Source organism: Micromonospora salmantinae (genome assembly GCF_022230905.1).
Lineage (GTDB): Bacteria > Actinomycetota > Actinomycetes > Mycobacteriales > Micromonosporaceae > Micromonospora > Micromonospora salmantinae.
In genome coordinates, this window is record NZ_JAKKFG010000045.1 from 232,907 (window position 1) to 248,241 (window position 15,335).

General features: G+C 69.2%; 14 protein-coding genes. 12 read left to right on the plus strand and 2 right to left on the minus strand.

All coding sequences use genetic code 11. From position 1 onward, the window contains the following. Positions 1 to 109 precede the first annotated feature (109 nt). The gene (locus tag PSH03_RS29975) at positions 110 to 1,456 is read right to left on the minus strand and encodes an aspartate aminotransferase family protein (protein WP_238691080.1); all 1,347 of its coding nucleotides are present in this window, start codon (positions 1,454 to 1,456) and stop codon (positions 110 to 112) included. A 1,165-nt stretch (positions 1,457 to 2,621) separates the two neighbouring features. On the opposite strand from PSH03_RS29975, the gene PSH03_RS29980 reads away from it, so the two are divergent. Beyond that, positions 2,622 to 3,365, plus strand: a complete 744-nt coding sequence (locus PSH03_RS29980; RefSeq protein ID WP_210784531.1) for a DUF5753 domain-containing protein — start codon at positions 2,622 to 2,624, stop codon at positions 3,363 to 3,365. Beyond that, positions 3,356 to 3,550, plus strand: a complete 195-nt coding sequence (locus tag PSH03_RS29985; protein ID WP_210784475.1) for a DUF397 domain-containing protein — start codon at positions 3,356 to 3,358, stop codon at positions 3,548 to 3,550. The genes PSH03_RS29980 and PSH03_RS29985 overlap by 10 nt, the downstream gene beginning before the upstream one ends. Positions 3,551 to 3,632: 82 nt before the next feature. On the opposite strand, the gene PSH03_RS29990 is transcribed toward PSH03_RS29985, so the two are convergent. Then, positions 3,633 to 4,145 (minus strand): Lrp/AsnC family transcriptional regulator, encoded by a 513-nt coding sequence (locus PSH03_RS29990; RefSeq protein WP_091394101.1) that lies wholly within the window; start codon positions 4,143 to 4,145, stop codon positions 3,633 to 3,635. Positions 4,146 to 4,359: 214 nt separating this feature from the next. Here PSH03_RS29990 and PSH03_RS29995 point away from each other — a divergent pair, with 214 nt between their 5' ends. From PSH03_RS29995 to PSH03_RS30045, 10 genes are all read left to right on the plus strand, one after another. Beyond that, on the plus strand, positions 4,360 to 5,544 hold the full coding sequence (locus PSH03_RS29995) for a polyamine ABC transporter substrate-binding protein (RefSeq protein ID WP_238691081.1): 1,185 nt from the start codon (positions 4,360 to 4,362) through the stop codon (positions 5,542 to 5,544). 5 nt (positions 5,545 to 5,549) lie between these two features. Next, the gene (locus PSH03_RS30000) at positions 5,550 to 6,701 is read left to right on the plus strand and encodes an ABC transporter ATP-binding protein (protein WP_238691330.1); all 1,152 of its coding nucleotides are present in this window, start codon (positions 5,550 to 5,552) and stop codon (positions 6,699 to 6,701) included. Next, positions 6,698 to 7,606 (plus strand): ABC transporter permease, encoded by a 909-nt coding sequence (locus tag PSH03_RS30005; RefSeq protein ID WP_238691082.1) that lies wholly within the window; start codon positions 6,698 to 6,700, stop codon positions 7,604 to 7,606. The genes PSH03_RS30000 and PSH03_RS30005 overlap by 4 nt, the downstream gene beginning before the upstream one ends. Continuing rightward, positions 7,606 to 8,421 (plus strand): ABC transporter permease, encoded by an 816-nt coding sequence (locus PSH03_RS30010; protein WP_238691083.1) that lies wholly within the window; start codon positions 7,606 to 7,608, stop codon positions 8,419 to 8,421. The genes PSH03_RS30005 and PSH03_RS30010 overlap by 1 nt, the downstream gene beginning before the upstream one ends. Then, positions 8,418 to 9,872: an NAD(P)/FAD-dependent oxidoreductase gene (locus PSH03_RS30015; protein ID WP_238691084.1), complete on the plus strand. Its 1,455-nt coding sequence runs from the start codon at positions 8,418 to 8,420 to the stop codon at positions 9,870 to 9,872. The genes PSH03_RS30010 and PSH03_RS30015 overlap by 4 nt, the downstream gene beginning before the upstream one ends. Beyond that, on the plus strand, positions 9,872 to 11,053 hold the full coding sequence (locus PSH03_RS30020) for a saccharopine dehydrogenase family protein (RefSeq protein ID WP_238691085.1): 1,182 nt from the start codon (positions 9,872 to 9,874) through the stop codon (positions 11,051 to 11,053). The genes PSH03_RS30015 and PSH03_RS30020 overlap by 1 nt, the downstream gene beginning before the upstream one ends. A 387-nt stretch (positions 11,054 to 11,440) precedes the next feature. Further along, positions 11,441 to 12,067, plus strand: coding sequence for a G5 domain-containing protein (locus tag PSH03_RS30025; protein ID WP_238691086.1), 627 nt, complete (start codon positions 11,441 to 11,443; stop codon positions 12,065 to 12,067). Between the two features lie 255 nt (positions 12,068 to 12,322). Then, positions 12,323 to 13,174, plus strand: a complete 852-nt coding sequence (locus PSH03_RS33205) for a type IV toxin-antitoxin system AbiEi family antitoxin (protein ID WP_502361703.1) — start codon at positions 12,323 to 12,325, stop codon at positions 13,172 to 13,174. A 371-nt stretch (positions 13,175 to 13,545) separates the two neighbouring features. Continuing rightward, positions 13,546 to 14,211: a response regulator transcription factor gene (locus PSH03_RS30040; protein ID WP_210784484.1), complete on the plus strand. Its 666-nt coding sequence runs from the start codon at positions 13,546 to 13,548 to the stop codon at positions 14,209 to 14,211. Next, positions 14,208 to 15,272, plus strand: a complete 1,065-nt coding sequence (locus tag PSH03_RS30045) for a sensor histidine kinase (RefSeq protein WP_238691087.1) — start codon at positions 14,208 to 14,210, stop codon at positions 15,270 to 15,272. Before PSH03_RS30040 ends, PSH03_RS30045 begins: the two co-directional genes overlap by 4 nt. The last annotated feature ends 63 nt before the right edge of the window (positions 15,273 to 15,335 follow it).

The following is a 15,335-nucleotide window of genomic DNA, read 5'->3' on the forward strand; positions in this document are numbered from 1 at the left end:
GCCCCCGCCCCGCCCCCTTCCCTGGGTTGATCAAGAGGTTTCGGTCATCAGCCGGCTCGTCTTTGACGCAAACCTCTTGATCAACAGCGGTGGGTGGGGTGGGGTGGGGTTAGAGCTTGGTCCAGGCTTGGGTTAGGACTGTGCGGAGGGTTTGTTCGATCTCGTCGAAGTGGTGCTGCTCGGCGATCAGGGGTGGGGCCAGTTGGATGACCGGGTCGCCCCGGTCGTCGGCCCGGCAGTAGAGGCCCGCCTGGAACAGGGCGGTCGAGAGGAAGCCCCGCAGCAGGCGCTCCGACTCGGCCTCGTCGAAGGTCTCCCGGGTGGCCTTGTCCTTGACCAGTTCGATGCCGTAGAAGTAGCCGTCGCCGCGGACGTCGCCGACGATCGGCAGGTCGTACAGCTTCTCCAGGGTGGCCCGGAAGGCGTCCTCGTTGGCGCGTACGTGCCCGACCAGGTCCTCGCGGGCGAACACCTCCAGGTTGGCCAGGGCCACCGCGCAGGAGACGGGGTGGCCACCGAAGGTCACCCCGTGGGCGAACATGCCGGTCTCGGTGAGGAACGGTTCCATCAGCCGGTCGCTGGCGATCATCGCGCCGAGCGGGGCGTAGCCGGAGGTGATGCCCTTGGCAGTGGTGATGATGTCCGGCTGGTAGCCGTAGCGCACCGCGCCGAAGTACTCGCCCAACCGCCCCCACGAGCAGATCACCTCGTCGGAGACAAGCAGAACGTCGTACGCGTCGCAGATCTCCCGTACCCGATCGAAGTAGCCGGGCGGTGGTGGGAAGCACCCGCCGGAGTTCTGCACCGGCTCAAGGAAGACCGCTGCGACAGTGTCCGGCCCCTCCCGTTCGATGGCCCGACCGATCTCGTCGGCGGCCCAGCGGCCGAACGCCTCGGGGTCGTCGCCGTGCTCGGGCGCCCGGTAGAAGTTCGTGTTCGGCACCTTGATCGCGCCCGGTACCAGTGGCTCGAAGTCGCTCTTGATGCCGGGCAGGCCGGTGATCGACAGGGCGCCCATGGAGGTGCCGTGGTAGGCGATGTACCGGCTGATCACCTTGTACTTGTTGGGCTTCCCGGTGCGCTTGAAGTACGCGCGGGCCAGCTTCCATGCCGCCTCGACGGCCTCGGAGCCGCCGGTGGTGAAGAAGATCCGGTTGAGGTCGCCGGGGGTGAGCGCGGCGATCCTCGCGGCAAGCTCGATGGCCTTCGGGTGCGCGTACGACCAGAGCGGGAAGTAGGCCAGCTCGCCGGCCTGCTTGGCGGCGGCCTCGGCCAGTTCGGTGCGGCCGTGGCCGGCGTTGACCACGAAGAGCCCGGCGAGCCCGTCCAGGTAGCGGCGACCCTGCGCGTCCCACACGTACGCTCCCTCGCCGCGCACGATGGTCGGCACCTCACCGGCGGAGTAGCTCGCCATCCGGGTGAAGTGCATCCAGAGGTGGTCGGTGGCGTTGGCCATGTCAGCCCCATCGGTCGTCGGGCCGGTCAAAGGGGTGAGGCCGGCCGCTCTGTCAACGGTTATCGCACAGTTTCAACCTCCGAAGCAAGTGTTATCGGCGGTATCACGGTCGGTTGGCGACGGATTTAGCGCAGCGGCGTCATAGATGCAACGGAATCCGCACCGCTGTTTGCCGGCTGGTCGGCTGGCCGGCGGTCGGCTGGTCGGCGGTCGGCAGGAGGTGGAGGTGTGCTGGTGGCTGCCTTTGGAGCTGAATCGTTTGCGGCATCACGGCCGGCCTGTCGGGGCCGCGCCACGTGCCTTCCCGGATTCGGGCCTGTCGGATCGGGCCTGTCGGATCGGGCCTGTCGGATCGGGCCTGTCGGATCGTGCCTGTCGGATCGTGCCTATCGGATCGGGCCTATCGATCAGACAGGCCGGCTCGTCGCCGGGTTCTCCCGTCCGCGACTCGTTTGCGACATCAGCTCCAAAGGGCCCGGCGGGTGACAGCGCCTTCCTCGGCCGCCGCCTCGATCCACTCGGGTTCGCCGAGATCGCGGTGTCCGGGCGTGGTTGATACCGCGATATTCGTGAAGTCGAGTGGATCAAGCGCAAGCGCAAGCGCAAGGGCAAGCGCAAGGGCAAGCGCAAGGGCAAGCGCAAGGGCAAGTGCAAGGGCAAGCGCAAGGGCAAGTGCAAGGGCAAGCGCAAGGGCGGGGCCGGGGAGGCCGCAGGGCAGCGGTCGCGGATTGCGGTGACGCAGGCCGGGGTCAGTGACGCAGGCCGGGTCGGGTGCGCGGCTGGGGTCGGGTGCGCGGCTGGCGTCGGGTGCGCGGCTGAAGGTCGGGGCGACGCGTGACGGGGGAGGCGCGGGCCGGGGTGCCGGGGGCCGGGAGGGCGTGCTGGGGGCCGGGGAGGGCGTGCTGGGGGCCGGGAGGCGCGGGTCTTGGGACGCTGGTGGGGCACTTCGGGGACTGTCGGGGGGCGTCCTGGCTGCGCGCCAACACGTCCCACCGCAACACGCCGGTAGGTCGCAGACACGGACACGCAGCGTGGCTATCGTCCGCCGCAACGTGCATCGAGCGGCGTCGCAGCGCGCCTGCTGGGCGAACGACCCGGGGTCGTCCGCCACGGCACGGATGAGCGGCGGGAGGGTCCGGTGGCGAACGAGGCGTTGCGGGTGGCGATGGCCGAGGCGGGGGAGACTGTCGAGTCGTTGGCCGAGAAGGTCCGCGTCGACCCGAAGACGGCGGCGCGGTGGCTCGCTTCGGGGCGCATCCCGCATCCGCGTACCCGGGTGGCGGTGGCCGAGGTCCTGCGCCGGGAGGCAGCCGACCTTTGGCCGGAGCCGTTCCGCCGCCGTGACCTGCCGTGGTTCCGGCCGTGGGCCGAGCTGGAACAGGACGCCACGTCACTCCGGTCCTACCAGCCGCTGCTCGTGCCGGGCCTGCTCCAGACCGAGGGGTACGCCCGCGCGATCCTGGGCACCGGCGGGCTGGTCGCACCGTCCGAGGTGGACCTGATCGTGGCGGGCCGCCTTGAACGGCAGGCGGTGCTGTGCCGCGATGCCCCACCGCAGCTCGTGGCGGTGATCGACGAGGTGGTGCTGCGCCGGCCGGTCGGCGACCGCGCCGTGATGGCCGGCCAGTTGGCCCACCTCGCGAGAGTGGCCGAGTGGGAGCACGTGCAGGTCCGGGTCATCCCGGCCGAGAGCCCGTGGCACACCGGGTTGGCCGGCCCTTTCGTGCTGGGCCGGCTGCCCGACGGGACCGAATTGGCGTATCTCGACAACCAGCTCCGCGGTCAGGTCGTGACCGATCCCCTCGACGTCGCTAACCTGGGACGCAGGTGGGAGAGCGTCACCGGCGAGGCGTTCCCCCAACGCCGGTCGATCGAGCTGATCAGGGAAGTGGCCACGACATGGACATGACCGACGCCCGCTGGCGCACCGCGACCCGCAGCAGCAACAACGGTGGTGACTGCGTCGAGGTGGCCGACAACCTGCCCGGCCGGGTGCTGGTGCGCGACAGCAAGGACCGCGACGGCGGCACGCTGACGTTCGCGCCGACCGCCTGGGCGTCGTTCGTGCAGGAAGTCCGCGCGACGCACCGCTGATCCACTCGGGATCACGGAAGTCGGGGCATCAGGGCGGCCCGGACACCCCGACTCCCGGAAAGCCGAGTGGATCAGGGGAAGCTCAGGCCGTACCCCAGGTGTAGGTCTGCTTGCGCAGCTTGAGATAGACGAACGCCTCGGTGGAGAGCACCCCGGGCACCGCGCGCAGTCGCTGCAGGATCTCCAGCAGGTGGTCGTCGTTGCGACAGACCACCTCGGTGAGCAGGTCGAACGACCCGGCGGTGATCACCACGTAGTCGACCTCGTCCAACTCGGCCAGCCGGTCGGCGACAGCTTCCAGGTCGCCGTCGGTACGGAGGCCGATCATCGCCTGCCGGTTGAAGCCGAGCTGGAGCGGATCGGTCACCGCCACGATCTGCATCACGCCGGAGTCGAGCAGCCGCTGCACCCGCTGCCGGACCGCCGCCTCGGACAGCCCCACCGCCTTGCCGATCGTCGCGTACGGGCGGCGACCGTCCTCCTGGAGCTGCTCGATGATCTGCTTGGCCACGTCATCCAGCAGAGCGTGATTCGCACCGTCACGGACAGCGACGCGTCGACCGCCATTGCTGTTCTCGTGCTGCCGGTTTGTCATAGCCCGCTCCCCATGTCCCGAATCGTGATGTCGCGCATGTATCCCCGCGTAGTCTGGCGTATTTCGTCGTGTATCGCTATTCCCGCAACGGAATCCCTTGTAAGGGAGGTCCTCTCATGTCAGGATCAGTCGTCCATGGCACTTGACCCTCCCGACATTCCCGCCGGCGCGCCTCCCCGTCCCGCCCGCCGACGATGACCCCCTAGGAGTCGTCATGCGTACTCCCCTCCGGCCCCTCTCCCGGCGTGGACTGCTCACCGGCACTCTCGGTTCGGCCGCCCTGCTCACCATGGGTGGCAGCCTCGCGGGCTGCGGCACCAAGGGCGCGCAGCAGACCGAAACTGGCTGCGTCAGCGAGGACCTCTCCGGCACCGAGAAGAAACTCGCCTTCGCCAACTGGCCGCAGTACATGGACGTGGACGACACTGACGAGTCCAAGCGGCCGAGCCTCGACGAGTTCATCACGAAGACCGGCATTCAGGTGACCTACACCGAGGACATCAACGACAACAACGAATTCTTCGGCAAGGTGCAGAACCAGCTCGCCGCCTGCCAGAGCACCGACCGGGACATCATCGTGCTGACCGACTGGATGGCGGCCCGGATGATCCGGCTCGGCTGGATCCAGAAGCTCGACCCGGCGAAGATCCCGAACGTGCAGGCCAACCTGCTTCCGTCGCTGCTCAATCGCCCCTTCGACGCCGAGAACCGAATCTCCATTCCGTGGCAGTCCGGCCTCGCCGGCCTTGCCTACAACGGCAACGTCACGAAGGAACTGCGGACTGTCGACGAACTGCTCACCCGCCCCGACCTCAAGGGCAAGGTGACAGCGCTCAGCGAGATGCGCGACACAATGGGTCTGCTGCTCGGGTCGAACGGGCACGACCCGGCGAACTTCACCGCCGCCCAGTTCGACGACGCCCTCAACAAGCTCAAGAAGGCCGTCGACTCCGGGCAGATCCGCAGGTTCACCGGCAACGACTACGCGCCCGACCTGGCAAAGGGCGACATCGCGGCGTGCATCGGCTGGTCCGGCGACGTCATCCAACTGTCCGGTGAGGACGAGAAGGTGCGTTTCGTCGCGCCGGACTCCGGCGTGATGCTCTACAGCGACAACATGATGGTCCCCAACAAGGCCACCCACAAAGGCAACGCCGAAGCGCTGATCAACTACTACTACGAGCCGGCGGTCGCGGCGAAGCTCGCCGCCTACGTCAACTACATCTGCCCGGTCAAGGGCGCTCAGGCCGAGATGGAGAAGATCGACCCCGAGTTGGCCGCCAACCCGCTGATCTTCCCGGACGAGGCGCTGCTGTCGAAGTCCTCTGTGTTCATGGCCCTGGACGAGAAGCAGGAGAAGGAGTACGAGGGCAAGTTCCAACAGGTCATCGGGGCGTGACGAGGATGGCGCGCGAGACACCCGCCGGCGACCTGCGCCTGGCCAACCTCACCAGACTGTTCGGCGTCTTCACAGCTGTCGACGACCTGAGCCTGACCATCGAGCAGGGCTCGTTCTTCGCGCTGCTCGGCGCGTCCGGCTGCGGCAAGACCACCACGTTGCGGATGATCGCCGGGCTGGAGGAGCCGACCAGCGGCCAGGTGCTGCTCGGTGACCGGGACATCACCCGGCTGCGGCCGTACAAGCGACCGGTAAACACCGTCTTCCAGAGCTACGCGCTCTTCCCGCACCTCACCATCTTCGAGAACGTGGCCTTCGGGCTGCGCCGACGCGGCATCCGCTCGGTCGACGACGAGGTCACCCGGATGCTGTCACTGGTGCAACTCGACGGGTACGGCAACCGCCGCCCCGCCCAGCTCTCCGGCGGCCAGCAGCAGCGGGTCGCGCTGGCCCGCGCCCTGATCAACCGGCCGCAGGTGCTGTTGCTCGACGAACCGCTGGGCGCACTCGACCTCAAGCTGCGCCGACAGATGCAGATCGAGCTGAAGCGCATCCAGACCGAGGTCGGCATCACCTTCGTGCACGTCACCCACGACCAGGAGGAGGCCATGACAATGGCCGACACCGTCGCGGTGATGAACGCCGGCCGGATCGAGCAACTCGGTCCTCCCGCCGACCTCTACGAGTTTCCCGCCACCGCCTTCGTGGCGAACTTCCTCGGCCAGTCCAACCTGCTCGCCGGCGAGGCCACCGGCGCCGGTGGCGGCGACGTCGCGGTGACGGCGCACGGCACGCGCTTCTCGGTGCCCGCCGGCCGGTCGCGGGCCGACCACGGTCCGGTCCACCTGGGGGTACGCCCCGAAAAGCTGATTCTGGTCGGCTCCGCCGACCAGGTGCCCGCCGGGCATCAGCACGTCACCGGAGTCGTCACCGACGCCTCCTACGTGGGCGTCAGCACCCAGTACCTGCTGCGCACCGGTTGGGGCACCGAGTTGTCGGTCTTCGCCGCCAACAGCGGGACGTCGACGCCCGCGGCGGTCGGCAGCGAGGCAGTGGCGTACTGGGATCCGCAGCACGCGTTCCTGCTGCCCCGCGACGCCGCCGACACCGACCGGACATCACCGGTGCTCGACGAGCCGGTGGGTGCGTCGTCGTGACCCTGCTGGCCCCCACCAGGGCGGGGCACCCGCCACCCGCGCCACCGGCAGCCCGGTCCGGGCGACGCCGGCTCCTGCCGTACCTCCTGTTGTTGCCCGGCGCGGCCTGGCTGCTCATCTTCTTCGGTGTGCCGCTGGTGCAGTTGGCGGCGGCCAGCCTGTACGACCCCAGCGGCTCGCTCTCCACCGGGTACGCGATGACCTGGGCGGTCAGCAACTACCCGGACGTGCTGCAGGCGTACTGGCCGCAGTTCCTGCGCTCGTTCGGCTACGCCGGGCTGGCCCTGGTGCTGGCGTTGCTGCTGGGCTACCCACTGGCGTACGCCATCGCGCAGAAGGCCGGCCGCTGGAAGAACCTGCTGCTGGTGTGCGTCGTCGCGCCGATGTTCACCAGCTTCCTGGTCCGCACGCTGGCCTGGAAGACGATCCTGTCGGACAACGGCGCGCTCGTCGGTCTGTTGCGCGACGTGCACCTGCTCGCCCCGGACGGTCGGCTGCTGGCCACCCCGTTCGCTGTGGTGCTCGGCCTGACGTACAACTTCCTGCCGTTCCTGGTGCTGCCGCTGTACGCGAGCCTGGAGCGGCTGGACCCCCGGTTGCTGGAGGCGGCCACCGACCTGTACGCGAGCCCGGTGCAGACGTTCCGCCGGGTGACGCTGCCGCTGTCCATGCCCGGTCTGGTCGCCGGCACGCTGCTGTTCTTCATCCCGGCCAGCGGCGACTACATCAACGCCGAACTGCTCGGCACCCCGAACGAATACATGATCGGCAACGTCATCGACTCGGCGTTCCTGGTCCGACTGGACTACCCGCAGGGCGCCGCGCTGTCGTTCCTGCTGATGGCGGCGATCCTCGCTGTGGTCTTCGGCTACCTCCGTCGAGCCGGCACGGAGGAGGTCCTCTAATGAGACTTTCGCGCTGGTTCGCGGACCGCTGGGTGATGCTCGTGGCGTTGCTGGTGCTCGGCTACCTGGCGCTGCCGATCCTGGTGGTGGCCGCGTTGTCGTTCAACCGGCCGTCGAGCCGGCTGTCGTACGACTTCAACGAGTTCACGCTGGACAACTGGCGGCAGCCCTGCGCCACCTCGGACATGTGCGACGCGGTGGTCCGCAGCGTGCAGGTCGGCTTCATCGCCACGGTGGTCGCCACAGTGCTCGGCACGCTGATGGCGTTCGCGCTGGTCCGGCACCGCTTCCGTGGACGCTCCGGGGTCAACGTGCTGATCTTCCTGCCGATGGCCACCCCGGAGCTGGTGATGGGCACGTCGTTGCTGGCCCTGTTCGTGTCGGCGGGCGTACCGCAGGGTTTCTGGACCGTCGTGATCGCGCACGTGATGTTCTGCGTGTCGTTCGTGGTGGTCACAGTGAAGGCGCGGCTCGCCGGGATGGACCGACGGCTGGAGGAGGCCGCCATGGACCTCTACGCCAACGAGTGGCAGACCTTCCGGCGGATCACCCTGCCGCTGGTGCTGCCCGGCATCGTGGCCGCCGCGTTGCTGGCCTTCTCGCTGAGCTTCGACGACTTCATCATCACGAACTTCAACGCCGGCACCACTGTCACGTTCCCGATGTACGTCTGGGGCGCTGCCCAGCGTGGCATCCCACCGCAGGTCAACGTGATCGGCACCGCGATGTTCGCGGTCGCGCTGCTGCTCGTCGGGCTCAGCTCGCTGCGCGGTCGACGGGCCCGCCGCGCCAACCTGCTGACCGGCCCGTCATGACCCTTCCGCATACCGGCCGGGCGTTGGCCGACGCGGCACCCGTGCCGTACTGGCTCGATCGCCCGGACCGCCCCGACCCGCTACCGCCACTGAGCGGTCGGCACTCCGCCGACCTGCTGGTGATCGGTGGCGGTTACAGCGGACTGTGGGCCGCGCTGTTGGCGAAGCAGGCGGACCCGGACCGGGACGTGCTGCTCGTCGACGCCGGGACCTGCGGTTGGGCCGCGTCCGGGCGCAACGGCGGGTTCTGCGCAGCCTCGCTGACCCACGGCCTCGCCAACGGCGTCGACCGGTTCCCCGACGAGGTCGGCGAGTTGGAACGCCTCGGCCGGGACAACCTGGACGCCATCGCCGCCACCGTCGCGAAGTTCGACATCGAGTGCGACTTCGAGCGCACCGGTGAGCTGGCCGTCGCCGTCGAGCCGTACCAACTCGACGGGCTGGCCGCCGACGCGGACCTGGCCCGCCGGTACGGCCACCGGGTGCGGTTGCTCGACCGCGACGAGGTGCACTCGCCGACGTACCTGGGTGGGATGTTCGACGCCGACCGGGTGGCGATGGTGGACCCGGCGAAGCTGGCCTGGGGGCTGCGCCGCACCTGCCTCGACCTCGGCGTACGCGTGCACGAACACACCCGGGTCACCGGCCTGCGCGCCGACACCGCGGCGGTGCACGCCAGCACCCTGGGCACCGATCCCACCGCCCACCCGGCCGACCCTGGCCCGGCCGACACCCGGGCCGCCGGTCTTCCCGGCTCGATTCGGGCGCGCCGGGTCGTGCTGGCCACCAACGCGTTCCCGCCGCTGCTGCGCCGGCTACGGGCGTACCTGGTGCCGGTCTACGACCACGTGCTGATGACCGAACCGCTGACCCCGGCCCAGCGCGACGCCATCGGTTGGCGCAACCGGCAGGGGCTCGCCGACACCGCCAACCAGTTCCACTACTACCGGATCACCACCGACGGGCGGATCCTCTTCGGCGGCTATGACGCCGTCTACCACTACGGCAACCGCGTCGCGCCCGAGTTGGAGCAACGACCGGCCACCTTCACCACCCTCGCCCGCCACTTCTTCACCACGTTCCCGCAGCTCGCCGACGTGCGGTTCAGCCACCGCTGGGGCGGGGTCATCGACACCTGCACCCGGTTCTGCCCGTTCTTCGGCACCGCCTACGGCGGTCGGCTGGCGTACGCGGCCGGCTACACCGGCCTCGGCGTCGGGGCCACCCGCTTCGGGGCCCGGGTGCTGCTCGACCTGCTCGACGGCGGGAACACCCCGCTGACCCGGCTCGACCTGGTTCGCCGCAAGCCCCTGCCGTTCCCGCCGGAACCCGTCCGCGCGGTCGGCATCAATCTCACCCGCTGGTCACTGGCCCGCGCCGACGCGCGCGAGGGTCGGCGCGACCTCTGGCTCCGTACTCTCGATCGTTTCGGTTTGGGGTTTGATTCCTGATGCGTGTCCTCCTCGTCGGCGCCGGTGGCGTCGGCTCCGCCGCCGTAGCCATCGCCGCCCGACGGACCTTCTTCGAGTCCATTGTGGCCGCCGACCACGACCCCGTTCGGGCCCAGCGGGCGGTCGCCGGGCACGGTGACCGGTTCGTCGCCGCCCAGGTGGACGCCTCCTCGGCCGACGCGGTCACCGCGCTGTGCCGGGAGCACCGGATCACGCACGTGCTGAACGCCGTCGACCCGCGGTTCGTCATGCCGATCTTCAACGGGGCGTTCGCGGCCGGCGCGGACTACCTGGACATGGCGATGTCGCTGTCGCACGTGGGGACCGGCGTGAAGCTCGGCGACGAACAGTTCGCCCTGGCCGACACCTGGTCGGCCGCCGGTCGGCTGGCGCTGTGCGGCATCGGGGTCGAACCCGGCCTCTCCGACGTGTTCGCCCGCTACGCCGCCGACGAACTGTTCAGTGAGATCGACGAGATCGGTGTCCGGGACGGGGCGAACCTCACAGTCGACGGGTACGACTTCGCGCCCTCGTTCTCCATCTGGACCACCATCGAGGAGTGCCTCAACCCGCCGGTCATCTGGGAAAGGGACCGGGGCTGGTTCACCACCGAACCGTTCTCCGAGCCGGAGGTCTTCCACTTTCCGGAGGGGATCGGGCCGGTCGAGTGCGTCAACGTCGAACACGAGGAGGTGCTGCTCATCCCGCGCTGGGTCAAGGCCCGGCGGGTCACCTTCAAGTACGGCCTCGGCGACGAGTTCATCGAGGTGCTCAAGACGCTGCACAAGCTCGGCCTGGACGCAGTCTCCCCGGTACGGGTACGCGGCGTCGACGTCTCCCCGCGCGACGTGGTGGCCGCGAGTCTGCCCGACCCGGCCACGCTCGGTGCCCGGATGCGCGGCAAGACCTGCGCCGGCACCTGGGTACGCGGCCTCGGCCCGGACGGGCAACCCCGCGAGGTCTACCTGTACCACGTGGTCGACAACGAGTGGTCGATGCGGGAGTACGGGCACCAGGCGGTGGTCTGGCAGACCGCCGTCAACCCGGTCGTCGCGTTGGAGTTGCTCGCCAGCGGCGCGTGGGCCGGTGTCGGGGTGCTCGGCCCGGAGGCGCTGCCCCCGATACCCTTCCTCGACCTGCTGAACGGTTACGGGTCACCATGGGCGATGGAGGAGCGGTGAGCCGGCCGCGCTGACGGCATCGCGACAGTTTCGTTGTCGCCGTTGGGCCTCCGATCCCCTGTCGATGCGGTGCGTGGTGATCTGCGGCTTTTGTTGGTGCTGACACCCGCACGATCGGCCCTGCCCTGCCAACCTGGAGGGTTGCCGCGTCTGTCGACTCGTCGCCCGCGAGCGCGCCCACCGATCTTTCCCGTGAAGCGAAAGGCGCAGGTGACGAACGCGACGGGGGATATTGCAGACTGTGTTTGCGACGACACTCATCGCCGTGACGATGCAACCACCACAGAACCCGGGGCCCCGTACCCGCCGTCGTTCGGCCAGACGCCCCGACCGAACTGGTTCCGCCGGGCCACTCCCGCCGGCCGGGTCGCCGTGATCCTCGGCTCGGTGACGCTGTCGATCCTGCTGCTCTGCTGCGCCGGCACCGCCATCGTCGGCGCGTTGACCGGCGAGCCGGAGCCGACAAAAACCGGCACCGCCGCCGAGCAGCCGCAGCAGCCGATCCTGGCCGCACCCGGCGAGCCGGCCCAGGAGGAGTCGCCGACTGCCGCGCCGCCCTCCACCGTGCCCCCGGCCCCGCCCTCGTCAGCGGCAGCCGTGCCGGTGGTGCAGGTGACGACCGTGACGGAGAAGGCGACCATCCGGTACGGCGAGCGGACCGTCAAGGACTCGTCGCTGGCCGAGGGCAAGCGGGTCGTCCGGACCAAAGGCGTGAACGGCGTCCGGACCCTGACCTACGAGGTGACCACCACCGACGGCGTGCGGACGGCCAAGAAGCTGGTCACATCCGTAGTGACGAAGCAGCCGGTGACCCAGGTCGTGGCCGTCGGCACCAAGAAGCCGCAGTCGTCGAAGTGCGACCCGAACTACAGCGGCTGCGTCCCGATCGCCAGTGACGTCGACTGCCTGCCTGGCAAGGGCGACGGCCCCGCCTACGTCAGCGGACCGATCAGGGTGATCGGCAACGACATCTACGACCTGGACCGAGACGGCGACGGCACAGCCTGCGACTAACCCCGGTCCCGCCCCCGGCCCCGCCCCCGCCCCCGCCCCGCTGAACCGTGTCGATCATGGAGTTGTGGTGGGCGGAAGGCGCTGTATCAAGGCATTTGTCCGCCACCACAACTCCATGATCGACTCAGGTGGCGGACTCGGTGCTATAGCACGGTTGGAAAGGGCTGCGGGGGTTGTGCACAGGGTCGGCGGTTATCCACAGGGCGCGTTCTTGGGGTCGAGGGTTGGTGAAGTGGTGCTGCAGATTCCTGCGGCATGGCAGAACCTCTGTATCCATACTCGGAGTTACTCGCAGCCGGCCTCAGCCGGGAACAAGTGCGCAGATTGACCGAGCAGTCCCATCTGCACCGGCTGTCGCGGAGCATCTACGGGCCATCGGCCGACCAGGCTGGACGTCTACCGGCAATCTTCCGGCGGCTGCCTCCCGGAGCCGTCGTCGGCTTTCACACCGGGGCGCAACTGCATGGCTTCGGCGACGCGCGAAGCTCCGACGTGCACGTGATCGTGCCAGCGGGGGAGAAGGTCCCGCGCATCCGAGGCGTCGTTACACACGAGGCAGTGCTGCCGGTGCGTGACCCGGTGCTGCTCGGCGGAGTGCCGTGCGCGCCCGCCGTCAGGTGCGCGGTGGACCTGGCCCGGTCGTTGCGCCGAATGGAAGCGATGCCGCTGCTGGACCTTTGCCTTCGCGTAGGCGCCTGTCGGCCCGAGGAACTCCGGGTAGAGGTAGCTCGGCACGATCGTCTGCGGGGAGTCTCTCAGGCGCGCGATCTCGTGCCACGCGCCGATCCTCGGGCAGAATGTCGGCAGGAGAGCCAGCTGCGCCTGGTGCTGATAGATGGCGGCTTGCCGCCGCCGGAGCCGCAGATCTGGGTCCCGGACAACTATGGGATACCGCTCTACCGCCTGGATCTTGGGTATCGGCGACACCGCGTCGGCGTCGAGTACGACGGATCGTCCCATCTAAACCGTGCTCGACTCCAGCATGATCGCTCTCGTACGAACTGGCTCGCCGCCAACGGCTGGCAAATGCGCCACTTCACGGACCGGGACCTCTACCGTCGCCCCACCCACATCGTCCGAACCTTGATACCCCTCCTGTACCCCTAGCTCTCCAGTCATTCGCCTTCACCTGACCTCGCGCCGATCATGAAGTTGTGGTGCCTCACGGAAGGCGTGAAACGGATCTAACTCCCACCACAACTCCATGATCGACGGGAGGGGTCGGGGTCGGCGGCCGGGGCTTGGACGGGGCGAGCGCTTGTCGTGACGCAGCTCACTCCCGCACGCCAAGCGCCGTGGCCTTCGGGGACGCACGACGCAGATGACGTGACACGGGTACGAAGTCGACCGGGACTGGCTTGCGGTGGTTTGCCCGCTGGACACCCGCGTGGAGGATGGCTGCGACGGGTGCTTACAGAACCCTTAACCCGGGCCTGCGACGGTATGCCGGGCAAGCCGAACTGGGGGAGCGGAAAAACGTGCGGGTGCTGGTGGCGGACGACGAGCGGTTGTTGGCGGACACGGTGGCCGAAGGGCTGCGCCGCCTCTCGATGGCCGTCGACGTCTGCTACGACGGTGACGGTGCACTGGAGCGGGTCGGGGTGAACCGGTACGACGTCGCGGTGCTGGACCGGGACATGCCCGGACACACCGGTGACGAGGTGTGCCGCAGCATCGCCGACTCACAGGTCGGCACCCGGGTGCTGCTGCTCACCGCTGCGGCGGGCATCCGGGACCGGGTCGAGGGCCTCGGCCTCGGCGCGGACGACTACCTGACCAAGCCGTTCGCGTTCGCCGAGCTGGTGGCCCGGGTACAGGCCCTCGGGCGACGGTCCACCCCGGCGCTGCCACCGGTGCTCGCCCAGGACGGCCTCGCCTTGGACGTGGGCCGGCACCTGGCCACCCGGGACGGCCGGTCCCTCGCGTTGAGCCCAAAGGAGTTCGCGGTGCTGCACGTGCTGCTGCGCGCGGACGGCCAGGTGGTCAGCGCCGAGGAGTTGCTGGAGCAGGCCTGGGACGAGTTCGCCGACCCGTTCACCAACGCCGTACGGGTAACCGTGATGACCCTGCGCAAGAAGCTCGGCGATCCCGCGATCATCCACACCGTTCCGAAGGCCGGCTACCGCATCGGCGGCACGGCGTGAGCTGGACGCCACGACGTCGGGTGCTGCTGGTGGGGCTGCTGGCGCTGCTGGCCGGCCCGATACTGCCGGCGATGGGCAAGTGGCTCTCGGAGATGACCTGGGCCTGGGGGCAGCAGTTCTGTGACGTGCCCGTGCCCGGGTTGTCGACGGTGTGCGGCAACGTACGGCCGGGGGCGTTCATGCTGCCCCTGGTGGCCGTCCTGCTCGTGACAGTGGCTGTCCTGGTGGCGCTCTGGTTCGCAGCGGTGTGGTGCCTGCGTCCGGTCGCTGATCTGGCCGGGCCGATCGGGCACCTCGGCCCGCAGAACCTTGGTCACCGGATCCGGCCGCGGGGCAGCGACGAGTTGGCCCGGCTGTCCCGGGCGATCGACGAGATGATGGAACGCGTCTCCGCCGGGTACGAGGGGCAGCGGCGGTTCGCCGCGAACGCCTCGCACGAGCTGCGGACGCCCCTCGCCGTGCAGCGGACGCTCATCGAGGTCGGCATGGCCAGGGCGCTCACCGGTGAGCAGTTGGAGCTGCTGACCAGTCAGCTGCTGGAGACCAACGAGCGCAACGAACGACTGATCGAGGGCCTGCTCGCGCTCAGCGAGAGCGACCAGGGCCTCCGTTCGCGGATACCGCAGCGGTTGGACACGATCGTCGAGGCGGTGCTGGCCGGGTACCTGGACCGGGCCGGGGAGGCCGGGGTCACAGTGGAGACCCATCTCGCACCCCGCATCGTCGTCGGCGAGCGGGTGCTGCTGGAACGCCTGGTCACCAACCTGGTGGAGAACGGGATCAAGTACAACCGGCCGGGCGGCTCACTGACCGTCGTGGTGAGCGGCGTGCCCGCGCTGTCCGTTGTCAACACCGGCCAGCCCGTGCCGGCCGAGGCGGTGGCCGGCTTGTTCGAGCCGTTCCGCCGACTCGCCCGGGACCGGACCTCGCAGGGCGGCGGGGCCGGCCTGGGCCTGGCCATCGCCCGCTCGATCACCCAGGCCCATGACGGCATCATCGCGGCCCGGCCCGCCGAGTACGGCGGCCTGCGGGTCGACGTCCGGCTACCCACATTGAACTGACACTTCCACCCACCTTCACCGGGGTCCACGTGCCGCTGGACCCCTTCTGTGGTGTGCCCGAAA

Excerpts from the sequence above, each read along its gene's own strand:
- PSH03_RS29975 (WP_238691080.1), bottom strand. The coding sequence starts at position 1,456 with ATGGCCAACGCCACCGACCACCTCTGGATGCACTTCACCCGGATGGCG.
- PSH03_RS29980 (WP_210784531.1), top strand. The coding sequence starts at position 2,622 with ATGGCCGAGGCGGGGGAGACTGTCGAGTCGTTGGCCGAGAAGGTCCGC.
- PSH03_RS29985 (WP_210784475.1), top strand. The coding sequence starts at position 3,356 with ATGGACATGACCGACGCCCGCTGGCGCACCGCGACCCGCAGCAGCAAC.
- PSH03_RS29990 (WP_091394101.1), bottom strand. The coding sequence starts at position 4,145 with ATGACAAACCGGCAGCACGAGAACAGCAATGGCGGTCGACGCGTCGCT.
- PSH03_RS29995 (WP_238691081.1), top strand. The coding sequence starts at position 4,360 with ATGCGTACTCCCCTCCGGCCCCTCTCCCGGCGTGGACTGCTCACCGGC.
- PSH03_RS30000 (WP_238691330.1), top strand. The coding sequence starts at position 5,550 with ATGGCGCGCGAGACACCCGCCGGCGACCTGCGCCTGGCCAACCTCACC.
- PSH03_RS30010 (WP_238691083.1), top strand. The coding sequence starts at position 7,606 with ATGAGACTTTCGCGCTGGTTCGCGGACCGCTGGGTGATGCTCGTGGCG.
- PSH03_RS30015 (WP_238691084.1), top strand. The coding sequence starts at position 8,418 with ATGACCCTTCCGCATACCGGCCGGGCGTTGGCCGACGCGGCACCCGTG.
- PSH03_RS30020 (WP_238691085.1), top strand. The coding sequence starts at position 9,872 with ATGCGTGTCCTCCTCGTCGGCGCCGGTGGCGTCGGCTCCGCCGCCGTA.
- PSH03_RS33205 (WP_502361703.1), top strand. The coding sequence starts at position 12,323 with ATGGCAGAACCTCTGTATCCATACTCGGAGTTACTCGCAGCCGGCCTC.